Source organism: Sphingomonas azotifigens NBRC 15497 (assembly GCF_002091475.1).
GTDB classification, from domain to species: Bacteria; Pseudomonadota; Alphaproteobacteria; order Sphingomonadales; family Sphingomonadaceae; genus Sphingomonas; species Sphingomonas azotifigens.
The window spans coordinates 1-21621 of the sequence record NZ_BCTR01000055.1; the positions used below are offsets into that span (position 1 = coordinate 1).

General features: G+C 67.8%; 20 protein-coding genes and 1 riboswitch. Of the genes, 7 read left to right on the top strand and 13 right to left on the bottom strand.

Annotation, left to right across the window (positions count from 1 at the left end; translation table 11 throughout):
* Nucleotides 1–23: 23 nt before the first annotated feature.
* The 8 genes from SAZ01S_RS17175 to SAZ01S_RS17210 form a co-directional block, all read right to left on the bottom strand.
* A complete protein-coding gene (locus tag SAZ01S_RS17175; RefSeq protein ID WP_084583508.1) occupies nucleotides 24–515 on the bottom strand; it encodes a hypothetical protein in 492 nt (163 codons plus the stop codon).
* 126 nt (nucleotides 516–641) lie between these two features.
* Entirely contained in the window at nucleotides 642–1010 is a 369-nt protein-coding gene (locus tag SAZ01S_RS17180) for a hypothetical protein (protein WP_084583509.1), read from the bottom strand.
* A gap of 78 nt (nucleotides 1011–1088) precedes the next feature.
* Nucleotides 1089–3050, bottom strand: a complete 1962-nt coding sequence (gene ftsH / locus SAZ01S_RS17185) for an ATP-dependent zinc metalloprotease FtsH (protein ID WP_084583510.1) — start codon at nucleotides 3048–3050, stop codon at nucleotides 1089–1091.
* Nucleotides 3051–3118: 68 nt separating this feature from the next.
* Nucleotides 3119–4135 (bottom strand): tRNA lysidine(34) synthetase TilS, encoded by a 1017-nt coding sequence (tilS, locus tag SAZ01S_RS17190; RefSeq protein ID WP_084583511.1) that lies wholly within the window; start codon nucleotides 4133–4135, stop codon nucleotides 3119–3121.
* Nucleotides 4113–5030: a tol-pal system YbgF family protein gene (locus SAZ01S_RS17195; protein ID WP_084583512.1), complete on the bottom strand. Its 918-nt coding sequence runs from the start codon at nucleotides 5028–5030 to the stop codon at nucleotides 4113–4115. The genes tilS and SAZ01S_RS17195 overlap by 23 nt, the downstream gene beginning before the upstream one ends.
* 82 nt (nucleotides 5031–5112) lie before the next feature.
* The gene (locus SAZ01S_RS17200; RefSeq protein WP_084583513.1) at nucleotides 5113–6051 is read right to left on the bottom strand and encodes a helix-turn-helix domain-containing protein; all 939 of its coding nucleotides are present in this window, start codon (nucleotides 6049–6051) and stop codon (nucleotides 5113–5115) included.
* Nucleotides 6052–6160: 109 nt separating this feature from the next.
* Nucleotides 6161–8437, bottom strand: coding sequence for a phosphoenolpyruvate--protein phosphotransferase (gene ptsP, locus SAZ01S_RS17205; RefSeq protein WP_084583514.1), 2277 nt, complete (start codon nucleotides 8435–8437; stop codon nucleotides 6161–6163).
* 243 nt (nucleotides 8438–8680) lie between these two features.
* Entirely contained in the window at nucleotides 8681–9712 is a 1032-nt protein-coding gene (locus SAZ01S_RS17210; RefSeq protein WP_174596147.1) for an NAD(P)H-dependent flavin oxidoreductase, read from the bottom strand.
* A gap of 135 nt (nucleotides 9713–9847) precedes the next feature.
* Here SAZ01S_RS17210 and SAZ01S_RS17215 point away from each other — a divergent pair, with 135 nt between their 5' ends.
* Nucleotides 9848–12430, top strand: coding sequence for a glycosyl hydrolase 115 family protein (locus SAZ01S_RS17215; protein ID WP_084583515.1), 2583 nt, complete (start codon nucleotides 9848–9850; stop codon nucleotides 12428–12430).
* Nucleotides 12431–12458: 28 nt separating this feature from the next.
* On the opposite strand, the gene SAZ01S_RS17220 is transcribed toward SAZ01S_RS17215, so the two are convergent.
* The gene (locus SAZ01S_RS17220; RefSeq protein WP_084583516.1) at nucleotides 12459–13730 is read right to left on the bottom strand and encodes an aspartate kinase; all 1272 of its coding nucleotides are present in this window, start codon (nucleotides 13728–13730) and stop codon (nucleotides 12459–12461) included.
* Nucleotides 13731–13788: 58 nt separating this feature from the next.
* On the opposite strand from SAZ01S_RS17220, the gene ubiG reads away from it, so the two are divergent.
* Nucleotides 13789–14520, top strand: a complete 732-nt coding sequence (gene ubiG / locus SAZ01S_RS17225; protein ID WP_084583517.1) for a bifunctional 2-polyprenyl-6-hydroxyphenol methylase/3-demethylubiquinol 3-O-methyltransferase UbiG — start codon at nucleotides 13789–13791, stop codon at nucleotides 14518–14520.
* Between the two features lie 11 nt (nucleotides 14521–14531).
* Entirely contained in the window at nucleotides 14532–14954 is a 423-nt protein-coding gene (locus SAZ01S_RS17230; protein ID WP_084583518.1) for a DUF1810 domain-containing protein, read from the top strand.
* Here SAZ01S_RS17230 and SAZ01S_RS17235 read toward each other — a convergent pair.
* On the bottom strand, nucleotides 14944–15504 hold the full coding sequence (locus SAZ01S_RS17235) for a carbohydrate binding domain-containing protein (RefSeq protein ID WP_084583519.1): 561 nt from the start codon (nucleotides 15502–15504) through the stop codon (nucleotides 14944–14946). The genes SAZ01S_RS17230 and SAZ01S_RS17235 overlap by 11 nt on opposite strands.
* Before the next feature lie 108 nt (nucleotides 15505–15612).
* On the opposite strand from SAZ01S_RS17235, the gene ung reads away from it, so the two are divergent.
* The 4 genes from ung (at nucleotide 15613) to SAZ01S_RS24090 (ending at nucleotide 17740) form a co-directional block, all read left to right on the top strand.
* Complete coding sequence (gene ung / locus SAZ01S_RS17240) at nucleotides 15613–16308, top strand: uracil-DNA glycosylase (protein WP_084583520.1); 696 nt, start codon at nucleotides 15613–15615, stop codon at nucleotides 16306–16308.
* Nucleotides 16309–16351: 43 nt separating this feature from the next.
* Nucleotides 16352–16537 carry a type II toxin-antitoxin system Phd/YefM family antitoxin gene (locus SAZ01S_RS17245; protein ID WP_084583521.1) on the top strand — a complete coding sequence of 62 codons (186 nt, stop codon included), beginning with the start codon at nucleotides 16352–16354 and terminating at the stop codon, nucleotides 16535–16537.
* Nucleotides 16538–16637: 100 nt separating this feature from the next.
* Complete coding sequence (locus SAZ01S_RS17250; RefSeq protein WP_084583522.1) at nucleotides 16638–17345, top strand: DUF433 domain-containing protein; 708 nt, start codon at nucleotides 16638–16640, stop codon at nucleotides 17343–17345.
* Nucleotides 17342–17740, top strand: a complete 399-nt coding sequence (locus tag SAZ01S_RS24090; protein ID WP_167693199.1) for a PIN-like domain-containing protein — start codon at nucleotides 17342–17344, stop codon at nucleotides 17738–17740. Before SAZ01S_RS17250 ends, SAZ01S_RS24090 begins: the two co-directional genes overlap by 4 nt.
* A 21-nt stretch (nucleotides 17741–17761) precedes the next feature.
* On the opposite strand, the gene thiC is transcribed toward SAZ01S_RS24090, so the two are convergent.
* The 3 genes from thiC to SAZ01S_RS17265 all read right to left on the bottom strand — a co-directional run bounded on the left by thiC (nucleotide 17762) and on the right by SAZ01S_RS17265 (nucleotide 21577).
* Nucleotides 17762–19633, bottom strand: a complete 1872-nt coding sequence (thiC, locus tag SAZ01S_RS17255; protein WP_084583523.1) for a phosphomethylpyrimidine synthase ThiC — start codon at nucleotides 19631–19633, stop codon at nucleotides 17762–17764.
* Nucleotides 19634–19678: 45 nt separating this feature from the next.
* A riboswitch (TPP riboswitch) is annotated at nucleotides 19679–19789 on the bottom strand.
* 69 nt (nucleotides 19790–19858) lie between these two features.
* Nucleotides 19859–20566, bottom strand: a complete 708-nt coding sequence (locus SAZ01S_RS24475) for a PEPxxWA-CTERM sorting domain-containing protein (RefSeq protein WP_245824976.1) — start codon at nucleotides 20564–20566, stop codon at nucleotides 19859–19861.
* A gap of 156 nt (nucleotides 20567–20722) precedes the next feature.
* Nucleotides 20723–21577, bottom strand: a complete 855-nt coding sequence (locus tag SAZ01S_RS17265) for a MipA/OmpV family protein (protein ID WP_084583524.1) — start codon at nucleotides 21575–21577, stop codon at nucleotides 20723–20725.
* Nucleotides 21578–21621: the final 44 nt, after the last annotated feature.

The following is a 21621-nucleotide window of genomic DNA, read 5'->3' on the forward strand; positions in this document are numbered from 1 at the left end:
GCTCCCGCAGGGGGGGAGTGGCGTCATCCTAGCGCCGGCGCGAGGGCCTGCGCACCGCCCGGCTCGATCGAGTTAGCCTTGCCCTCGACCACCGGCGGCGTCTCTGCAGACGCAGAACCAGCCGCATCCGCGTCCTCCTCCTGCCCCACCGGCAGCGTCTTCCCCGTGCTACGATCCAGCCCGATGGCGGTCACGATATCGATCGCCGTTGCCGCCGCGACGAAGGCGATCGCGCCCCACACCGCCTTGTTCCGCGGGGCCCGCCGCGCAGCGAGGCCGAGCGCAGCGATGTCCATCGCGTCGCCGGCAACGCGGTTCCACACCCGCACGCTGTGCGCCGGCCCGGCAAGCAACGCCGCACCCGCGAACAGCTCGCGCGCGCCGAAGGTCCGCACCACGCCGTCATGGTCTTCCGCCGACAATCCGCGCGCGATCCGCTTCGATGCGGCGAGTTCGGCGATGCCAAGCCCGATCGAGAAAACGCCCAATCCAAATCCCAGCTTGCGATAGTCCATCGGTCCGCTCCTTGCGCTTCGTGTGATCGATGCGCCCGTCGTTCGATGCCGGACGGCGATCCACCAACCGCCCGCAAACAACCGCCGTTCCGAGAATTTGCGCAATACTATCCTATGTTTACAGGATCATTTGCACGGGAAGCGCTGCTCCATCATCGCAGCGAAGGCCACCTTTACGCTCATGCCGCGCTGGGCCGGCGGGATCTTCTCGAACGCCGCGATCAGATCGTTGCTGCTAATCTTCGCCTGCCCCTTGGGCGGCGGGCAGCTGCTCGGCTTCTTGCCCGCCGCAACCTCCGCAGCGAGGTCGCCGCGATAGGCGGTCGACGCGCCGTCGATCTCCTGCTTGAGCACCCCGACGTCCGACGAAAACATCGCCATCGCGCCCTTGGCCTTGAGCGCGTTCACCTTGGCGAGAAACTCGGCCACGCTCATCGCCTGGGCAGGCACCGCCACCAGCATCAGTCCACCGGCCGCCAGAAACAGTCGTCGCATAGGAAAAACGCTCCCGGGAGGGGTTCCCGGAAGCGTTCTCTATCGGTGCAAAGCTGAACCTGGCAATACCAGGGAGCGTCAGGCCCCCTGCGGCGCCGGGTTGCCGAACGGATCCTTGAGCTTACGCGTCTTGGGGATCGAGGTGCCGCCCACCGCGGGCATGCCCGGCGTGCCGGTGGGGTCGCCGCGATCCAGCGTCTCGCCGGCGATCAGCTTCTTGATCTCCTCGCCGGTCAGCGTCTCATACTCGAGCAGCGCCAGCGCGATGGTGTGGAGCTGGTCGGTATGGTCGCCCAGGATCTGCCGCGCGCGGTTGAGGCCCTTTTCGACGAACGCCTTCACCTCGGCGTCGATCAGCCGTGCGGTCTCGTCCGACATCGGCTTGGAGCGCGCCACCGAATAGCCGGTGAAGCTGTCCTCGCTCTCCGAGAAGTCGAGCGGGCCGAGATTGTCCGACAGGCCCCATTTGGTCACCATCGCACGGGCGAGACGAGTCGCCTGCATGATGTCGTTCGAGGCGCCCGAGCTCACCTTGTCATAGCCGAAGATCAGTTCCTCGGCGACGCGGCCGCCGAACGCCACGGCGATGTCGGCATGCATCTTGTCACGGTGATAGCTGTACGAATCGCGCTCCGGCAACGGCTGCACCATGCCCAGCGCAAAGCCGCGCGGGATGATCGTCGCCTTGTGGATCGGGTCGGCGGTCGGCTCGTGCGCAAACACCAGGGCGTGGCCGGCTTCGTGATAGGCGGTCATCCGCTTCTCGTCGTCGGTCATCACCATCGAGCGGCGCTCGGCGCCCATCAGCACCTTGTCGCGGGCGTCGTCGAATTCCTGCGCCGCCACCAGCCGCTTGCCGCGACGGGCCGCGAGCAGCGCCGCCTCGTTCACCAGGTTGGCGAGATCGGCGCCCGAGAAGCCCGGCGTGCCGCGCGCGATGACGCGGGCATCGACGTCCGGCGCGATCGGCACCTTCTTCATGTGCACCTGCAGGATCTTCACGCGGCCCTCGATATCGGGGCGCGGCACCTGCACCTGGCGATCGAAGCGGCCCGGGCGCAGCAGCGCCGGATCGAGCACGTCGGGACGGTTGGTTGCCGCCACGATGATGATGCCTTCGTTCGCCTCGAAGCCGTCCATCTCGACCAGCAGCTGGTTCAGCGTCTGCTCGCGCTCGTCATTCTGGTTGCCCAGACCCGCGCCGCGCGAACGGCCGACCGCGTCGATTTCGTCGATGAACACGATGCACGGCGCCGACTTCTTGGCCTGCTCGAACATGTCACGCACACGGGATGCGCCGACGCCGACGAACATCTCGACGAAATCCGAACCCGAAATGGTGAAGAAGGGCACGCCCGCCTCACCCGCGATCGCGCGGGCGAGCAGCGTCTTGCCGGTACCGGGCGAACCGACCAGCAGCGCGCCCTTGGGGATCTTGCCGCCGAGGCGTGCGAACTTCGACGGGTCCTTGAGGAACTCGACGATTTCCTGCAGCTCCTCGCGCGCCTCGTCGATGCCGGCGACGTCGTCGAAGGTGACCTTGCCTTCCTTCTGGGTCAGCAGGCGGGCGCGGCTCTTGCCGAAGCCCATCGCGCCGGAGCCCGAATTCTTCTGCATCTGGCGCAGCACGAAGAAGGCGATGCCGAGGAAGAGCAGGAACGGCAGCGACTGGACGAGGATATACTGCCAGATCGACGGCTGGTCCTCGGGCCGCGCGTTGATCACCACGCCCTTGGCGCGCAGCGTCTCGACGAGCTTGGCGTCGCCCGGGTTGTTCGTGCGGAACTTGCCCTCGCTGGTGCTGCCGGTGATCACGCCGGACCCGACCGAGATGTTGACGTCCTTGACATCGCCCGCCTGCACCTTGTCGAGGAAGGTCGAGTACGGAATCACATTGCCGGTAGGCTGCGCCGTCCGCGTATCGAACAGCGTGACGAACAACGCCAGTGCCGCAAGAATACCCACCCAGATGAGCAGGCTCTTCATCCAGGGGTTGTTCCCCCCGTTTTCCGGACCCTGCTGCTTGCCGTTTTCGCTCATCGTGTACCCGGTACCTTTCCAGCCCTAAGATAGGCATGGCGGCGTTAATGACAATGGAACAACGTCGATCACGGTGAGCGGTGCGGGGGTGCCGGCGCAAAGCGCCAGCGCACGCCCGGCCGCACCACGACTCCGGCCAATGTCGCCACCCGTCCGGCATCGACTGCCGCGATCAGCCGGTCAAGCCCGGAACCGCGCGGCGGCGGCGCATCGGCGATCGTCGCCAGCGCCCGGACCACCAGGCGACGGCGCAGTTCCGCCGGCAGATCGGCGAGGTCGAGCAGCAGCCCCTGCCCCTGCCGTTCGGCACGTGCCGTCCATTCCCGCGCCACCACCCAGGCGAGCGCCGCCTCGGCATCGCGGAGGTTGGTCGCCGCCAGCGCCAGCCGCGCGGCGGGCAGTTCGGGCGTCTCGGCGAGCAGCCGCCTGATCCGGCTGCGATCGAAGCGCGGGTGGCGGTTGGACGGATCCTCGACCGGCGCGATGCCCGCCGCCTGCACCCGGGCGGCAAGCTCGGCGCGCGACCAGCCGAGCAGCGGCCGCACCAGGAGCGGCGCGGCGGCCCCTGCCCGCAGCGGCCGCGACGGCACCATCGCCGCCAGCCCGCCCAGCCCGGCGCCGCGCCGCGCGCGCAGCAGCAAGCTCTCGGCAAGATCGTCCTGCTGATGCGCCACCGCGACCCAGGGCGCGCCGATCGTGTCTGCCCAGTCGGCCAGGCTGCGATAGCGCATCGCCCGCGCGCGATCCTGGAGATTGCCCGCTGCCAGCATCTCCGGACGAGGCGGCAGCACGGCATGGGGAACGCCGAGCCGGGCGCAGAGGGTGGCGACGAACGCCGCCTCCGCTGCCGATTCGGCGCGCAGGCCGTGATCCACCGTGGCCGCGGCGACCGCACCGGGGAAGCTCGCACGGGCAAGCAGCAGCAGCGCCAGACTGTCCGCGCCCCCCGAAACGGCAACGCCGATCGGCCGCGCCGCGGCGGGCACCTGCCCGGCCACGGCCAGCCAATCGGCGGTGAAGCGCGTAACGTCCGCGCCCGCGATCGCGTCGCTCAGCGACGCGTCACTTGCAGCGCTGGTCGGCACGACCCTTGGCGACGCCTGCCTTCATCTCGGCCGACAGCGTCGCGCCATAGACCTTGGTCAGCTCGTCATAGACCTTGCAGACCTCGCCGGCGGGCTTGTTCAGCTTCACCAGCGCCTGGGCGAGATAATAGAGGCTGTCCGGCGCGCGCTCGCCGTTCGGATCCTTGGTGTAATTGTCGTAGAAGGCGACCGCGGCGAGGCTCGGCTTGCCGTCGTCGAGATAGGCGCGGCCGAGCAGGTTGCGGGCGAAGCTCGCGCGCTTGCCGCTCGGGAACTTGGTCCGGTACTGGTCGAGCACCTTGGCCGCTTCGGGGAAGAACTTCGCCTGCCACAGGCGGAAGCCGTAGAGGTACAGGTCCTCGCCGGCATCGCCGCTGCTCGGCTTCTCCACCGCCGCGACCTTGGCGGCGCGGTCGGCCGAGGGCTTGGCGGCGGCACCGGGGCGCGGGCTCGCGTCGCCCGCGGCGGCAGCGTCGCCATCCACGGGCGCGGCATCGCCGGCGGCGGGCGCCGGCGGGGTCTCCAGCGCCTTCATCCGCGCATCGGTGGCGGCCTTGTAGGCGCCGAACGCCTCTTCGAGCTGGCGGATGCGATACTGGTTCTGCTCGACCTGGCCGGTCAGCGTCTGGATCTGGCCCTCGAGCGCGCCGACGCGCTGGGTGAGATCGGCGAGCGGCGTGGTCGCGGGCACGCCCGGCGGGGTGTTGTCCACCTGCTGGGTGATCTGCGGCTCCACCGTCATCCCGGCGCCGCCGGGGAAGACCTTGCGCTGCACGGCGCGCATCTCGCGCTCCAGCTTGTCGACGCGCGGGCCGACATTCGCGTCCTGCGCCTGGGCGGCGCCGTTGAAGCCGAATGCGGCAAGTGCCAGTGCCGCTGCGAAAGCAATACGCATCGTCAATACATCCCTCAGCGTCCCCCGGGGAACGGAGGCGTGGCGCCGCTATAGCCAAGCGGCGCCCGCTCGCGCCAGCCCCTCAGGGGTTCGGCGTGTCACCGCCGGGCGTGGTGCCGCCGGTACCGGTCGCGGGGGTCGCCGCGGGATCGGCACTGACGGGCGCGCGGGGGCGGCGACGCGGCAGCCGCGCGGGGGCCACCGCCGCCGTGGCGCTCGGCGTCGGCGACGGAGTCGCACCCGGCGCACCGCGGGCGCGGAGCGCCGCCGAGGTGAGCTCCGCCTCGATCACTTCCACCTGGGTGCCGAGCGGGGCGACTTCGCTGCCGTTCAGCAGCACCTGCAACTGGTCCGGGCGGCCGGTGCGGATGCGGGGGTGATCGGCATCGTCGGGCACTTCAAAGCGCTCGCCGGCGACAAGCTCCTTCTCCACCAGCTTCTTGCCGGTCGCGTCGGTCACGCGGATCCAGGCCGGGCCGCGCGCGACGAGGGTGACATGCTCGACCGCCGGTACGGTGGGACTCGGCGCGGGAGCCGGGGCGGCGGGCGTCGGCGTGGGAGTCGGCTCGATCTGCTGGACCAGCCCGTCGCCCTGGCTCGCACCGCCACGGAACCAGTTGGTGCCGTACCAGATGCCGATCCCCGCCACGAGCACCAGCGCGACGATCACGCCGAACCACACGACCCCGCCGGGCGCCGCACGCGACGGCTCCTGCAGCGGATATTCCGGGGTGACCACCGGCCGCTCGATCTGGCCGAGTTCGGCCCGCACGTCGCGGGCGATCGTGACCTCGTCGGCATTTACCGCGCGGGCATAGGCCTTGGCGAAGCCGGTGGCATAGGTGATCGACGGCAGGCCGGCATAGGTGCCCTGCTCGATGGCCTCGAGATGGCGCTGCGGAATGCGGGTACGCGCGGCGATCTCGGGGAGATCCAGCCCCATCGCTTCGCGCGCGGCGCGCAGCCGTTCGCCGGGGCGCGCGGAGACGGGAGTGGCATCGTCGGGCGTATCGCCTTGCATTCTGTCCTCCGGCGAACGTGTTGGACCCTGTGCCGTTCGCCTGTGCGGCAGGGGATGCCCCCGGCGCCGTGCCGCTGTCAACGCCGGGACGCAATCATTCCGCGCCCGATCAGGCCAGTTCGACGCCCTGCGCCTCGGCCCAGGCGGTCAGCACGTCGCGCAGGGGGGCTTCCGGGTGGCGCAGCATCTCGTCCATCGCCGCCATCACTGCGCCGCGATCGAGCGAGCGCAGCATCGCCTTGATCGGCCCCACTGCCGCCGGGGTGATCGAGAGCCGATCGATGCCGAGCCCGATCAGCGCCAGCGCTTCCAGCGGCCGCCCGCCCATCTCGCCGCACACCGCCACCGGCACGCCTGCGGCGCGCGCCTGCTCGCTCACCCGCTTGAGGAAGCGCAGGATCGCCGGGCTCAGCCAGTCGTAGCGCAGCGCCAGCTTGGGGTGCGCGCGATCGGCCGCGAACAGGAACTGGGTGAGGTCATTGGTGCCGATCGACAGGAATTGCAGCTTGGGCAGCAGCAGGTCGAGCACCTCGGCCAGCGCCGGCACCTCCAGCATCGCGCCGTAGCGGATCTCGTTGGGCATCTTGCGCCCGCGCGCGGCGAGCCAGGCATGCTGTGCCTCGAACAGCGCACGCGCCTGATCGAACTCCCAGGGTTCGGAGACCATCGGGAACATGACGCTCAGCGTCCGCCCCGCTGCCGCCTCGATCAGCGCGCGCGCCTGCGCCTTCATCAGGCCATCGCGGTCGAGCGCCAGGCGCAGCGCGCGCCAGCCCATGGCGGGGTTCTCCTCCTCGCCATCCTCGTCATGGTTCAGATAGGGCAGCGCCTTGTCGCCGCCGATGTCGACGGTACGGAACACTACCGGCCGGTCGCCCGCCGCCTCCAGCACGTCGCGGTAGAGCCGCCGCTGCGCCTCGCGCTGCGGCAGGGTCGCCGAGACGAGGAACTGGAATTCGGTGCGGAACAGGCCGATGCCGTCGGCGCCGGTCAGATCGAGCGCGGACACGTCGTCGCGCAGGCCCGCATTGACCATCAGCGTCACCCGGTGCCCGTCCTTGGTGACCGGTGCCACGTTCTTGAGCTGGGCGAAGGCGGCGCGGCGCTTCTGGCTGAGGGCCAGCTTGGCCTCGAACGCCTCCTCCATCGCCAGCGACGGGCGGACGAACACGCTTTCCTCGCCGACGTCGAGCAACAGCAGATCGCCCTCGGCGACTTCGCGGCGGATCTCGCGGACGCGCCCCAGCACCGGCACGCCCATCGCGCGGGCGACGATGGTGACGTGCGCGGTCAGCGAGCCTTCCTCCAGCACCACGCCCTTGAGCCGCCGCCGATCATATTCGAGCAGCTCGGCCGGCCCCAGGTTGCGCGCGATCAGGATCGAGTCCTGCCGCAACCCCAGCTGCGCCGCGGTGCCGAGCTGGCCCGAGACGATCCGGAGCAGCCGGTTGGACAGGTCCTCCAGATCGTGCATCCGATCGCGGAGCAGCGGATCGTCGATCTCGCGCATCCGCTGGCGGGTGCGCTGCTGGACGCGCTCGATCGCCGCCTCGGCGGTCAGGCCGGAATCGATCGCCTCGTTGATGCGGCGGCTCCAGCCCTCGTCATAGGCGAACATCTTGTAGGTGGCGAGGATCTCCTCATGCTCGCCGCCGACGCCGAACTCGGCCTGGCTGGTCATGCGGTCGATCTGCTCGCGCATCTTGTCGAACGCAGCATAGACGCGGTGCCGCTCGGCCTCGGTATCCTCGGCGACGGTATGCTCGATGACGATGCGCGGCTGGTGGAACACCGCCACGCCGCGCGCCATGCCCTCGACGAGGCGGAAGCCGCGGATCGTTCCCGCCGCGGTCGGCTGGAGCCGGGTGGAGGTGCCGCCCGCCGCATCGATCAGCTCGGCATTGGCGATCAGCTCGGAGAGCACCATCGCGACCGTCTGCAGCGCTTCGATCTCGATATCGGCGTAGCGCCGCGGATCGACATGCTGGACGGCGAGCACGCCCACCGCCCGCTCGCGCCGGATGATCGGCACGCCGGCGAAGCTGTGGAAGCGGTCTTCGCCCGTTTCCGGATTGTGGACGAAATTGGGGTGGCTGGTCGCCTCGTCGAGGTTGAGCGTCTCGACATGCGCGGCGATCGTGCCGACCAGCCCCTCGCCCATGCCGAGCCTGGTGACGTGCACCGCCTCCTGCGCCAGGCCGCGCGTGGCGAACAGCTCGAGCACGCCCTCACGCAGCAGGTAGATCGAGCAGACCTCGCTGTGCAGCGCCTCGCCGATGATGTTGACCACGGCATTGAGCTTGGATTGGACCGGCAGCCGTTTCGCCATCAGATCGTGAAGGCGGGTGAGGATTTCCCGGGCGGAGGCGGCTGCGGTCAAGGCCATGGGACAGCGCTAACAGATTGTGCGCACCCGCGCCAAGCGGTGTGCGCAGCAAAAGCGCGGAATATGATCCTCCCCTGCGAATGCAGGGGAGGGGGACCGCGCTGCGCAGCAGCGTGGTGGAGGGGCCGCGCCGCGAGGCGCGGATTGCGGCTCGAGCGGAGTACCGCCGCTGGCGCGGCGGCCCCTCCACCACCGCCTGCGGCGGCGGTCCCCCTCCCCCCAGCAAGCTGGGGGAGGATCCGGTTACGCCGCGCGCTTCTCCAGCGCGTGCGCGGCTTCGGCCATCAGCGTTGCGATGATCGTCGCCACCGGCTCTTCCTTGGTGACCATGCCGACCGACTGGCCGGCCATCACGCTGCCATGCTCGACATCGCCGTCGATCACCGCGCGGCGCAGCGCGCCCGCCCAGTAATGCTCGATCTGGAGCTGCGCCTCGGCCATCGCGACGGTGCCTTCATCCAGCGCCTGCGCCACTTCGCGCTGCTTGGCGGTGAACAACTCGCCGCCAGCGTTCTTGAGTGCGCGCACCGGGATCACCGGCAGGCGCGGATCGATCTGGACGCTGGCGATCGCGTCGCGCGCCGAGGCGCGGATGAACGCCTTCTTGAAATTGGGGTGCGCGATGCTCTCGGTCGCCGCCGCGAAGCGCGTGCCGAGCTGGACGCCCGCCGCGCCCATGTCGAGATAGCCCGCGATCGCCTCGCCGCGGCCGATGCCGCCGGCAACGAACACGGGGACCTGGCTCGCCACTTCCGGCAGGATCTCCTGCGCCAGCACGCTGGTCGAGACCGGACCGATATGGCCACCGGCTTCCATACCCTCCACCACCAGCGCGTCGACGCCCGAGCGGATCAGCTTCTTGGCGAGGCTCAGCGCCGGGGCGAAGCAGATCAGCTTGGCGCCATGCCCCTTGATCGCATCGAGCGAGCCCGCCGGCGGCAGCCCGCCCGCGAGCACGACATGGCCGACGCCGTGACGCCCACACACCTCGATCAGCTCGAACAGCTGCGGGTGCATGGTGATCAGATTCACGCCGAAGGGTTTGTCCGTCAGCGCCTTGGTCGCGGCGATCTCGGCGTCGAGCAGCTCGGGGCTCATCGCGCCGCACGCGATCACGCCGAAGCCGCCCGCGTTGGAGATTGCGGCGACGAGGTTGCGCTCGGACACCCAGGACATCGCGCCGCCGAGGATGGCGGTCTCGCTGCCCAGGAATTCGCAGCCGCGCGCCATGCGGCGGGCCAGGCGCTCGGCGCCGATCGTGGAGGTGCTGGTCATCGCGCGCGCCTAGCGCCGCAAGCCCGGTTTCTGCAAGGGGGCGCAATCGGGGGCGCGTGCCGCTTTGGCGCTTGCCCGGCGCAGCACCGCTCGCCATGATAGCGGTACCAAAAACAAGAAATTCCAGGAGTTGCGATGTCCGGGCCTGTCGATCCCGCCCTTTCGGTCGATCGCCGTACGCTGCTGCACGCGTCGACTGCCGCGACGCTGGTAGTCGGTGCCGCGCGTGCCGCTACCGCGCCGGAGCCGCTGCGCCTCGTCGCTGCGGGCGCCGGATTCCCGCTGATCCGCGGCGGTGTGCCCGCGACGGTCCTGGTCGATGCCGCTGCCGACCCCGCCCTCACCCATGTCGCGGACGCGTTCGCGCAGGATCTGGCGCGCGTCAGCGGCACTGTGCCCGCACGTGTCCAGCGGCTGGGCGACGCGCAGGGCCCGGTGGTGCTGATCGCCCAGCTCGGTCGCTCGCCGATGCTGGACGTGCTGGTGCGGCAGGGGCGGATCGACCCGCGCGACTTGGCTGGCGAATGGGAAGCCTATCGCCAGATCGTGCTCGACCACCCTGCCCCCGGCATTCCGCAGGCGCTGGTGATCCTCGGGTCGGACCGGCGCGGCGCCGTCTATGGCACCTATGACGTCTCGCAACGGATCGGGGTCTCGCCCTGGCACTGGTTCGCCGACGTGCCGGTCCGCCGCCGCGCCGACGTGACGCTCGCCCCCGGCAGCCGGCGCGACCAGCCGCGGGTGCCCTATCGCGGCTTCTTCATCAACGACGAGGATCCCTGCTTCAGCGGCTGGGCCAAGAAGCATTTCGGTGGCGTCAACGCCGCGATGTATGCCCATGTCTTCGAGCTGCTGCTCCGGTTGAAGGGCAATTATCTGTGGCCGGCGATGTGGGGCAAGGCGTTCAACGACGACGATCCGCAGAACATGGTGCTGGCCGATGCGATGGGCGTGGTGATGGGCAGCTCGCACCACGAGCCGATGACCCGCGCACAGGAGGAATGGCACCGCAACACCGAACAGGGCGTCACCGGCGGCAAATGGGATTATGCGACCAATGCCGAGAATCTCCGCCGCTTCTGGCGCGGCGGGATCGAGCGGATGATGTCGAAGGGCGACGGCAAGGGCTATGACTGCCTGGTCACCGTCGGCATGCGCGGCGACGGCGACGAGGCGATGGCGGAGGGCACCGCCACCGAGTTGCTCGAGAAGATCGTCGCCGACCAGCGCAGCATTCTGGCCGAGGTGACGAAGCGCCCGGCCGAGGCGACGCCGCAGATGTGGGCGCTCTACAAGGAAGTGCAGGACTATTACGACCACGGCATGCGCGTGCCCGACGACGTCACGCTGCTGTTCGCCGACGACAATTGGGGCCAGATCCGCCGGCTCGCCACCGCCGACCTCAACCGCAAGGGCGGCTACGGCGTCTATTATCACTTCGATTACGTGGGCGCGCCGCGCAACTACAAGTGGCTGAACACCAACCAGATCGAGAAGACGTGGCAGCAGATGGACCTCGCCTGGCAGCGCGGCGCGCGGACGATCTGGATCGTCAATGTCGGCGACCTCAAGCCGATGGAATATCCGCTGAGCTTCTTCCTCGACCAAGCCTGGAATCCGCAAGCGATGACGCTGGAGTCGATGTCCGCCTATCCGGCGCGCTGGGCCGGCGCGGCGTTCGGACCGGCGCTGGCGGAGAAGATCGGCGCGCTGCTCACCCGCTATGGCCAGCTCGCCGCGCGGCGGAAACCCGAGTTGCTCGATGCAGACAGTTTCGCGCTGGGTCCGGTGCGGAGCGATGGCAAGCTGGATGGGGGTGACTTCGGCCGCGTGGTCGCCGAATGGGAGGCGCTGGAGCGCGACATGACGGCGGTAAAGACCCGCATCGCCGCCGATGCGCGCGATGCGTGGTTTCAGCTGGTCGAGCACCCGATTATCGCGGTCGCGAACGTCTACCGGCTCTACTACGCCGTCGCCTGGAACCGCCACCTCGCTGCGGCGAACGATGCCCGCGCCAACGTCTTCGCCGAGCAGGCCGAGCGCGCCTTCGCCCGCGACGCCGAGATCACCGGCGCCTATCACGCGCTGAACGGCGGCAAGTGGGACGGGATGATGGCCCAGACCCATATCGGCTACACCAATTGGCAGGAGCCCAAGCAACAGGTGATGCCGGCGGTGCGCCGGGTCGAGGGCAAGGCCGCGCCGATCGTCTTCGTGCCGCCGACCCTCCCCGCCGATCAGATCGTGATCGAGGCGCCGGACTTCGCATCCGCCAGCGGCGGCAAGGGGCTGAACTGGCGCCGCGTGCCGCATCTCGGCCGCACGCAGGGTGCAGTAACGACCTTCCCGCAGGGTCGCCCCGCCACCGCTGCGGCGGACGGAGTCCATGTCGACTATGCGCTAACGCTTTCCAAGGGCGGCCCGCTGGAGGTGGCCCTCGAGCTGGTGCCGACGCTCGACACCACTGGCCGTAACCAGCAGCGCATCGGCGTCTCGTTGAACGACGGCCCGGTGCAGCTCCTCACCGATACCCTTGTCCCCGCCCCGAATGCCACGGCCACCCAGGCCCAGCGCGACTGGAACAAGGCCGTCGAGGAGAACGGCCGCACGCGCACCGCGCGCTTCCCCGCGGTGGTACCCGGCCCGCATGTCGTGAAAGTCTGGCGCATCGACGACAATGTCGTCCTGCAGCGCCTCGTCGTGACGACGGAGGCGTAGCCGGACCGGCCACGCCCCCGTGCACGGATCAGGCGGCGACGTCGTCCGCGTCGAGGCCATAGGCGGTGTGCAGCACGCGCACCGCCAGCTCGGTATAGTCTTCCTCGATCAGCACCGAGACCTTGATCTCGGAGGTGGTGATCGCCTGGATGTTGATGCCGCGCGCGCCCAGCGTCTGGAACATCGTCGCGGCGACACCGGCATGGCTGCGCATGCCGACGCCGACCACCGACACCTTGGCCACGCGCGTGTCATGGCTGATGCTGTCGAAGCCGATCGATTCCTTCGACTGCGCCAGGATCTCCAGCGAGCGGGCAAGGTCCGCCGCCGGCACCGTGAAGGTCACGTCGGTCGCGCTGGCGCTGCCGGCGCTCTGGTGCGCGATGTTCTGGATGATCATGTCGACATTGATGCTGGCATCGGCAAGCGGCGTGAAGATCGATGCCACCGCGCCGGGCTTGTCCGGCACTGCGGTCAGCGTGATCTTGGCCTCGTTCTTGTCGTGCGCGATGCCGGTGATGAGCTGGCGTTCCACGTCCTGAATCTCCTCTTCGCCCACGATCATCGTCCCGGGCAATGTATCTGCCATCGGCGCGTCGTCGCCCGTGAAGGACGAGAGCACCTGCACGCGAACCCCTTCCTTCATCGCCAGGCCGACCGAACGGGTCTGGAGCACCTTGGCGCCGACGCTGGCGAGTTCGAGCATTTCCTCATAGGTCACGCGCTTCAGCTTGCGCGCGCGGGGCACGATGCGCGGATCGGTGGTGTAGACCCCGTCGACATCGGTGTAGATGTCGCAGCGATCGGCCTTCACCGCCGCCGCCACCGCCACCGCCGAGGTATCCGAACCGCCGCGGCCGAGCGTGGTGATCCGATCCTCGTGCACGCCCTGGAAGCCGGGGATCACCGCCACTTCGCCGTTCCCCATGCTGGCGAGCAGCGCGTCGGTGCCGATATCCTCGATCCGCGCCTTGGCGAAGGCGTCCGAGGTCTGCACCGGCAGCTGCCAGCCAAGCCAGGAACGCGCCGGCACGCCGATCGCCTGCAGCGCGATCGCCAGCAGGCCGCTGGTGATCTGCTCGCCGGCGGAGACGACCACGTCATACTCCTTGGGGTCGTAGAGCGACGAGGCCTCGCGGCAGAAGCCGACCAGCCGATCGGTCTCGCCCGCCATCGCCGAGACGACCACCGCGACCTGGTTGCCCGCCTCCCACTCGCGTTTGACGCGGGCGGCGACGCTGCGGATACGCTCGATCCCGGCCATCGATGTGCCGCCGAACTTCATTACGATACGCGCCATGGCTGGTTGCTTGTTTCCTGCCCTTGGGAGAGATGGGCGTGCCTGATAGGAGCCAGCGATGCCGAACGCAACAATAGCTACGATTGACCCCCGTGAAGCGGAACATTTCGGTCGTCTGGCGGCCGATTGGTGGAATCCGAAGGGCTCCTCGGCCATGCTCCACAGGCTGAATCCTGCGCGGCTGGGCTATATCCGCCGCGCGATCGACGAACATTGGGCGGGCGATTCGGCCGATTTCATGCCGCTGACCGGCAAGACTGCGATCGATGTGGGCTGCGGTGCGGGTCTCCTTTGCGAGCCGCTCGCCCGGCTTGGCGCGCGGGTGACCGGCGTGGATGCGGCGGCCGAGAATATCGGCGCGGCGCGCGCGCATGCCGAGCAGTCCGGGCTGCCGATCGACTATGTCCATGGCGGCATCGAGGATCTGGCCGGCCGCACCTTCGACCTCGTCACCTCGATGGAGGTAATCGAGCATGTCAGCGATCCCGCCGGTTTCGTGCGCGGACTCGTGGGTGCGCTCGCCGAAGGCGGGCTGATGGTGCTCTCGACGCCCAACCGCACCCCGCTCTCGCGCCTGGCGATGATCACGCTGGCCGAAGGCACCGGCGCGATCCCCAAGGGCACGCACGATTGGAGCCGCTTCCTCAAGCCCGAGGAACTGGAAGCCCTGCTCACGGATTCGGGCATGAAGGTGATCGACCGCCAGGGCCTGAGCTTCTCGCCGACGCGCGGCTTCGTGCTCAGCGAGAACGAGGCGCTCAACTATCTGGTGACCGCGATCCGCGCCTGACGGAGACGCCCATGGACCCGCTCGACCGCTTCGTCGCCGCCCAGGCACGCGACTATGCGATTGCGCTGGCCGAACTGCAGCGCGGGCGGAAGACCAGCCACTGGATCTGGTACGTCTTCCCGCAGATCGCGGGGCTTGGCCGGAGCGATATGGCGCGGCACTATGCGATCGCAGATCTGGACGAGGCGCGCGCCTATCTCGCCCATCCGCTGCTGGGCGCCCGGCTGGGCGAGGCAACGACCGCACTGCTCGCCCATGCCGGCAAGCGCTCGGCGGAGGCGATCCTCGGCGGCATCGACGCGATCAAGGTCCGCTCCTCGATGACGCTGTTCGAGGTGGCGGACGGCGCAGCAGGCGGCGTGTTCGCCGCCTGCCTCGACGCCTTCTATGCGGGCAGCCGCGATCCCGAGACGCTGCGCCGGATCACTTGCTGATATCGAGCACCAGGATCGGCCCGATGTCGAACACCTGCTTGCCGGTCGCGAGCTGCAGCGAGGCGGTAAGCTCGCCGGCAGCATAATCGCGATCGGCGACCCCGCTGGCATGGACCATCTTCCACTCGCCCGTCGCCTCGGCCTGGCCCTGGAACACGGGCGTGTAGGGCGCCTTCGACAGATTGATCTGGATCGCGGCGATCTTCGCGCTGCTCGCGCCGTCCGGCAGGGTCGAGGCGCGGACCCAGGCCGCGACGACCAGCTTGTCCCCCTTCTTCACCGGCTGGGTGATGCCGGAGGTCAGCCCGATCGACCAGGGCTGATCCGATGCCGCCGGGATCGGCACGCGGAGCGCCCGGCCGCCCTGCACATTCTTGTCCTTCACCACACCCGGCTTGGTCGCCACGCCGTAGACGGCAAAGCTTTCGGGGGCGGGCGCGTTGATGATCTGCTTGGAAACATCGCTCGGCGGCTGGGCCTGCGCATGGACCAGCGCGGGCGAGACGAAAACGGCCAGACAGCACGCGAACGCGATACGCCACGATTTCATGGCACCCCTCCTCTTTCATTGTTGTTGCGGCGGATGCTATCGTTTGCGTCAACGCTGTCAATAGCCTTGCATTGACAGTCCTGCCCCGGCATCGGACAGCGTGCCGCCATGTCGACGATCAAGCTGCATCCGAGCTGGCTCGCGCCGCTCGAGGACGAGTTCGCCCAGCCCTATATGGCCGCACTGCGCGACTATCTGCGCGCCGAGAAGGCGGCGGGGAAGCGAATCTTCCCCGCGGGCAAGGACTGGTTCCGCGCGCTGGACCTGACGCCGCTGGAGCAGGTCCGCGTGGTGATCCTGGGGCAGGACCCCTATCACGGCGAAGGTCAGGCGCACGGGCTGTGCTTCTCGGTGCAGCCGGGCGTGCGCGTGCCCCCGAGCCTGGTCAACATCTACAAGGAGATGGAGACCGACCTGGGCATTCCCCGCGCGCAGCACGGCTTTCTCGAGCATTGGGCCAAACAGGGCGTGCTGCTGCTCAACGCGGTGCTGACCGTGGAAATGGGCCGCGCCGCCGCCCACCAGGGCCGCGGCTGGGAGCGCTTTACCGATGCGGTGATCCGGCTGGTGAACGCAAAGGCGGAGCCGGTGGTGTTCCTGCTCTGGGGCAGCCATGCGCAGAAGAAGGCGGCATTCGTCGACTCGATCGACAAGGGCGGCCGGCATCTGGTGCTCAAGGCCCCCCACCCCTCGCCGCTCTCGGCGCATTCCGGGTTCTTCGGGAGCCGGCATTTCAGCAAGACGAACGCGTTTCTGGAGCGTATCGGCCAGAAGCCGATCGACTGGGCGCTGCCGGGGCTGTGAGACTGTAGAAGCAACTGTCTGCATACTATGATATGTGCCTCGTATGCGGACGATCTCGGCGACAGAACTCGATGGCACGTTAGATGAGGTTCTTGCCGCCGTGGCAGAAACCAGGGAAGCCGTGCGGATCAATAGACCGGATGGCGAAGGCGTAGTGATGATCGCCGCCACGCAATGGGCTATGATGCAAGCTGTTTTGGACGGGCAATCCCCCCTCCCCAAAACATGAGCAAGTGAACGATCCAGACAATCCGGCCCCTATGCGGCGACGGGAGCACCCTCGATTATTGAGGTAGAATCGCCGGAATCGATCGTGCTACAGAATCCACATGTCGGACCCGCAGTATGGCATTGGCGCGTATACGCTCACCGAAGCCGGCCGGCTGCTTGACGTGTCGCCGGCGACCTTGAAGCGTTGGCTCTTCGGGTACAGCTATCAGCATCACGGTCCACCTAAAACGCAGCCTCCGATCTGGATATCGCAATATGATGCGGAGAAGGATGAACCACTTCTGGGTTTCCGTGACCTAATCGAAGCGAGGGTGGTGCGCGGGCTTCGCTCGCTAGGCATCGGTCTTCCGACGATCCGGCAGTGTCTTGCTCAAGCGAGCGAGATCGTAGGTGACACGCACCCCTTCTCGACGCGTCGCTTCAAGAGCGACGGAAAGAAGATTTTTCTTGAGGTGACGGAGCGACTTCATGACGAAGATCGAGATCCGGCATTGATCGATTTGAAGTCACGGCAAAGAGTGTTCAAAACAATCGTTGCGCCGACATTTGTCGATCTTTCGTTTGACGCCGATGTCGCTTCGAGATGGTGGCTGCTGCCTAGTAAGCGCACGATCGTGCTTGATCCCGAACGATCCTTCGGTCAGCCGATTGTCGCCGAAAGCGGCGTTCCGACAAGCCGGTTAGCCCAAGCCGTCGCCGCGGAGGGCTCGGTCGAGCGTGTGGCGGATCTGTTTGAATTACGGCCTCAGGTCGTGCGGGACGCCCTTCTCTTCGAAGACCGGGCATCGGGCAAGATCGCTGCGTGAAGCTCCTGGTAGATCACAATCTACCGCCCCGATTGGCGCAAGCGCTACATATCATCTTTGAACCTGAGCACGAAATCGTTGCGCTGGGAAAGAAATTCGGCCGACACAATCTTAAAGACGAAGAATGGATTCCCGCTCTAGGGAAGGAGGGCGGATGGGCCGTCTTGTCAGCTGACATGAACATAGCAAAGAAGCGCCCATCCAGGGACCTGTTTATCCGCGCAGGCTTGGTCGGATTTTTCTTCAGCCCAGCGATGCAGAAATGGCCCCTCCACCGGCAAACGGCCCGCGTGCTGACGTTATGGCCCCAAATGGCTTCCCACGTCCGCACTACGGCTAATGGCGCCTTCGAGGTGCCAGCGAGCGGAAGCAAGTTCCGCTCGATAGGCCGCTAACCCCGAGAACCACAGAGCACATCAATCGTGCTCGCGACCGCCGGCGCCCATGTAGAGCTCGCTACCCGTCTCGCGGAACACCTTGCTCATTTCGGCCATGCCGGCCTCGGCAGCCACCGTCGCCGGCGTCGCCGCCAGGAAGGTATCGGCCGAGGCGTTCTGCTTGGCCGCGAAGTCACGCACTTCCTGCGTGATCTTCATCGAGCAGAATTTGGGCCCGCACATCGAGCAGAAATGCGCGGTCTTCGCACCTTCCGCCGGCAGCGTCTGGTCGTGATACTGCTCGGCCGTGTCCGGATCGAGCGACAGGTTGAACTGGTCGCGCCAGCGGAACTCGAAGCGCGCGCGGCTCAGTGCGTCGTCGCGCACCTTCGCCGCCGGATGGCCCTTGGCGAGGTCCGCCGCGTGCGCCGCCAGCTTGTAGGTGACCACGCCCACCTTCACGTCGTCGCGGTCGGGGAGCCCCAGATGCTCCTTCGGCGTGACGTAGCAGAGCATCGCCGTGCCGTACCAGCCGATCATCGCCGCGCCGATGCCGCTGGTGATATGGTCATAGCCCGGCGCGATGTCGGTGGTCAGCGGCCCGAGCGTGTAGAAGGGCGCCTCGCCGCACGCCTCGAGCTGCTTTTCCATGTTCTGCTTGATCTTGTGCATCGGCACATGGCCGGGGCCCTCGATCATCACCTGCACGTCCTGTTCCCAGGCGCGCTTGGTCAGTTCGCCCAGCGTGTAGAGCTCGGCGAACTGCGCCTCGTCATTGGCGTCGGCGATCGAGCCGGGGCGGAGACCGTCGCCCAGCGAATAGGCGATATCATAGGCCTTCATGATCTCGGTGATCTCGTCGAACCGCTCGTACAGGAAGGATTCGCGGTGATGCGCGAGGCACCACTTCGCCATGATCGAGCCGCCGCGGCTGACGATGCCGGTGACGCGCTTGGCGGTCATCGGGATATAGGGCAGCCGCACGCCGGCATGGATGGTGAAATAGTCGACGCCCTGCTCGGCCTGCTCGATCAGCGTGTCGCGGAAGATCTCCCAGGTGAGCTCCTCGGCGATGCCGCCCACCTTCTCCAGCGCCTGGTAGATCGGCACCGTGCCGATCGGCACCGGCGAATTGCGCAGGATCCATTCGCGGGTGTCGTGGATGTTGCGGCCGGTGGAGAGGTCCATCACCGTGTCCGCGCCCCAGCGGATCGACCAGACCATCTTGTCGACTTCCGACGCCACGTCGCTGGCGACCGCCGAATTGCCGATATTGGCGTTGATCTTGACCAGGAAGTTGCGACCGATCGCCATCGGCTCGCTTTCCGGGTGGTTGATGTTGTTCGGGATGATCGCCCGGCCGCGCGCGACCTCGTCGCGGACGAATTCGGGGGTGACGTAATCCGGGATCGAGGCGCCCCAATCCTGCCCGTCGCGGACGTACTCGGCGAGGCGCTCGCGGCCGAGATTCTCGCGCTCGGCGACATATTCCATCTCGGGGGTGATGATGCCGCGCTTGGCATAGTGCATCTGCGACACGTTCATGCCCGGCTTGGCGCGCAAGGGGCGCTGCACCACGTTCGGGAACTGCGGCACGCCGGCCGAGCGGTCCGGGCCCTTCAGGCCGTTGTCCTCGGGCTTTACCTGGCGTGCGTCATAGGCCTCGACATCGCCGCGGGCGAGGATCCAGTCGCGGCGGAGCGCCGGCAGGCCGGCCATGATGTCGATCTTCGCGTTCGGATCGGTGTACGGGCCCGAAGTGTCGTAGACGCGCACCGGCGCCTCGCCGCTGCCGGGTTCCAGATGGATCTCGCGCATCGCGACGCGGTGCTTGCCGACATGGATCTTGCGGCTGCCGCGGATCGGGCCGGTGGTGACGCCGATTTCGGTCTTGGCGGGGATGTCGGCCATGCTCGTCTACTCCTTGGGCGGAACGCGGGGAGCAGACGGACCTCGGGGAACAAGACCCTCCCTCCCTACGCCGGTGTCAACCGGATCAGGTTCAGCGGGTCGAGGGCTGCAGCCCTCCTCTCAACCGCTGCGCCAGCGGTCCCCCGGGGAATGACTAGCCGTGTACAGGCACGCGGCGCGCCGGGCAATCCCGACGCGCCGCCATCCTACCAAAGGTTAGCGAGATCAGGCGAAACGCACGGCGGTCCGCACCCGGCGACGGCGGAGCGCGCCGCCGGCAAGGCCGAAGCCACCGATCAGCATCGCCCAGGCCGCCGGTTCGGGCACGCCCGCGCCGCTGGTCGCACCCGCGCTGAACACCGCCTTGAACTGGACGTCGCCGAGCGCGCCGTTGCTGTCGTCCCAGCGCTGACCGACGACGTTCGCGAACGCCGGGCCGTTGTTGGTGTACACGAAGTCGCCGCCGCCATAGGCGTCGCTGCCGAACGTGCCCGCCGTCGGCATCCAGGCGCTGCCGGCATTCGCCGGCTGGTCGACGCCCACCGTCGTAAGGAACGCGACATAGTGCTGGCCGCGGATCAGATCGAGCGCGCCGACCGAGAACTCAAGGGCGTCAAACGCATTGCCCGAGGTGCCGCCGAAGCTGCGCACGTCGCTGGCGAAGAGCGCCGGACCGACCGCGCCATAGCCGGTCCAGGAATAGACATAGGCGCGAACATTCGTCGCGTCGCCGCCGAGATAGAAGGTGAAAGCATTCAGCGCGTTCTCGGTCCCCACCGTGAACGTCTGCCCATAGGTAGGCGTAGCATCGCGCCCGAAGCTGTACATCCTATCGACATAGGGACCGCTGGTATCGATCGTATCGGCCGAGCTCGGCGAGGCGATCGTTACGACTGCGAAACAAGCAATTCCGAAAACGGCAGCAATGTTCATACTTCCCCCCTACAGGCCCGGCAACAGCCGCAAGGCGTCACGGCGTGAGAATCGATGCGGAACCTTGGGGTTGCTTGGTAATGCTCCGAAATGGATCAGGCAATTCAGAAGCGAGGTCCGAAGCGGATCATTCGCATGGCCCCGCTTCTCCTGCGGTCAGAAGGTATAGGCCAGTCCCAGTGCGCCGAACCACTGGTCGCGCGACCCGGCAATCCGCACCACGGGGGAGTCCGCTGCATCGTCGAGCATGCGCCGATAGGCGACGCCGCCGACCGCCGACAGGCCGTGGGTGAGGTCGCCGGTGAGCGATACGTTGCCCATCGCGCCAAGCGTCCAGTCCTTCCAGCCCTTGCGGGCGTAATAGACCGGCAGGCCGCTGCGCGCGCTGCCGCCCGGCGTCACGCCGAAATAGGTCTGGGCATAGCCGTTGCCCATGTAATTGCCCGAGAGGTTGAGCAGCACATAGGCCTTGCGGCTGAGCGGCGTGCCGTAGCTGACCGACGGCGACATCACATAGCTCTTGTGCACCGTGCCGACGTCATGGACGTAGGAGAAGCTCACCGTCAGCTTGTCATAGTCGCTGGTGATCAGCCCCTGCTTGCCGATGCCGACGAACCCGCCCGCCTCGACCGCGGTGTCGATCTTGCCGAGCGCCGCCACTTGGCGGTCGTCGATCCGCGAGGTCCGGTTGAGGTTGACGTTGACCACCGGCCCGGCCTGCAAATCCCAGCCTGGGCCATTGTTGTCGGCGATCACATCGGCCCAGGCGCGGCTGCCGAGCACGACGAAATTGATGCCCGAGACGCGGCCGCGGACCAGCGGCGCGGCGGTGACGACATTCTTGTCCGAGCCGTCATAGCTCGGCACCGTCGCCGCGCCCACGCCAAGCGTCACCGTATCGCGCGTCATGTCGGGCGGCGAATCGGTGCTTTGCTGGGCGAAGGCAGGCGCTGCCGCAAGCAGCGGAAGCGAGGCGAACGCGGCGCGCGTCGCGGTGCGCAAGAAAGGCATGGGGATACTCCGGGAACAGGATCGTGCGGATCAGAACCCGGGAA

Excerpts from the sequence above, each read along its gene's own strand:
- SAZ01S_RS17175 (WP_084583508.1), bottom strand. The coding sequence starts at position 515 with ATGGACTATCGCAAGCTGGGATTTGGATTGGGCGTTTTCTCGATCGGG.
- SAZ01S_RS17180 (WP_084583509.1), bottom strand. The coding sequence starts at position 1,010 with ATGCGACGACTGTTTCTGGCGGCCGGTGGACTGATGCTGGTGGCGGTG.
- ftsH (WP_084583510.1), bottom strand. The coding sequence starts at position 3,050 with ATGAGCGAAAACGGCAAGCAGCAGGGTCCGGAAAACGGGGGGAACAAC.
- SAZ01S_RS17195 (WP_084583512.1), bottom strand. The coding sequence starts at position 5,030 with ATGCGTATTGCTTTCGCAGCGGCACTGGCACTTGCCGCATTCGGCTTC.
- SAZ01S_RS17200 (WP_084583513.1), bottom strand. The coding sequence starts at position 6,051 with ATGCAAGGCGATACGCCCGACGATGCCACTCCCGTCTCCGCGCGCCCC.
- ptsP (WP_084583514.1), bottom strand. The coding sequence starts at position 8,437 with ATGGCCTTGACCGCAGCCGCCTCCGCCCGGGAAATCCTCACCCGCCTT.
- SAZ01S_RS17210 (WP_174596147.1), bottom strand. The coding sequence starts at position 9,712 with ATGACCAGCACCTCCACGATCGGCGCCGAGCGCCTGGCCCGCCGCATG.
- SAZ01S_RS17215 (WP_084583515.1), top strand. The coding sequence starts at position 9,848 with ATGTCCGGGCCTGTCGATCCCGCCCTTTCGGTCGATCGCCGTACGCTG.
- SAZ01S_RS17220 (WP_084583516.1), bottom strand. The coding sequence starts at position 13,730 with ATGGCGCGTATCGTAATGAAGTTCGGCGGCACATCGATGGCCGGGATC.
- ubiG (WP_084583517.1), top strand. The coding sequence starts at position 13,789 with ATGCCGAACGCAACAATAGCTACGATTGACCCCCGTGAAGCGGAACAT.
- SAZ01S_RS17230 (WP_084583518.1), top strand. The coding sequence starts at position 14,532 with ATGGACCCGCTCGACCGCTTCGTCGCCGCCCAGGCACGCGACTATGCG.
- SAZ01S_RS17235 (WP_084583519.1), bottom strand. The coding sequence starts at position 15,504 with ATGAAATCGTGGCGTATCGCGTTCGCGTGCTGTCTGGCCGTTTTCGTC.
- ung (WP_084583520.1), top strand. The coding sequence starts at position 15,613 with ATGTCGACGATCAAGCTGCATCCGAGCTGGCTCGCGCCGCTCGAGGAC.
- SAZ01S_RS17245 (WP_084583521.1), top strand. The coding sequence starts at position 16,352 with ATGCGGACGATCTCGGCGACAGAACTCGATGGCACGTTAGATGAGGTT.
- SAZ01S_RS17250 (WP_084583522.1), top strand. The coding sequence starts at position 16,638 with ATGTCGGACCCGCAGTATGGCATTGGCGCGTATACGCTCACCGAAGCC.
- thiC (WP_084583523.1), bottom strand. The coding sequence starts at position 19,633 with ATGGCCGACATCCCCGCCAAGACCGAAATCGGCGTCACCACCGGCCCG.
- SAZ01S_RS24475 (WP_245824976.1), bottom strand. The coding sequence starts at position 20,566 with ATGAACATTGCTGCCGTTTTCGGAATTGCTTGTTTCGCAGTCGTAACG.
- SAZ01S_RS17265 (WP_084583524.1), bottom strand. The coding sequence starts at position 21,577 with ATGCCTTTCTTGCGCACCGCGACGCGCGCCGCGTTCGCCTCGCTTCCG.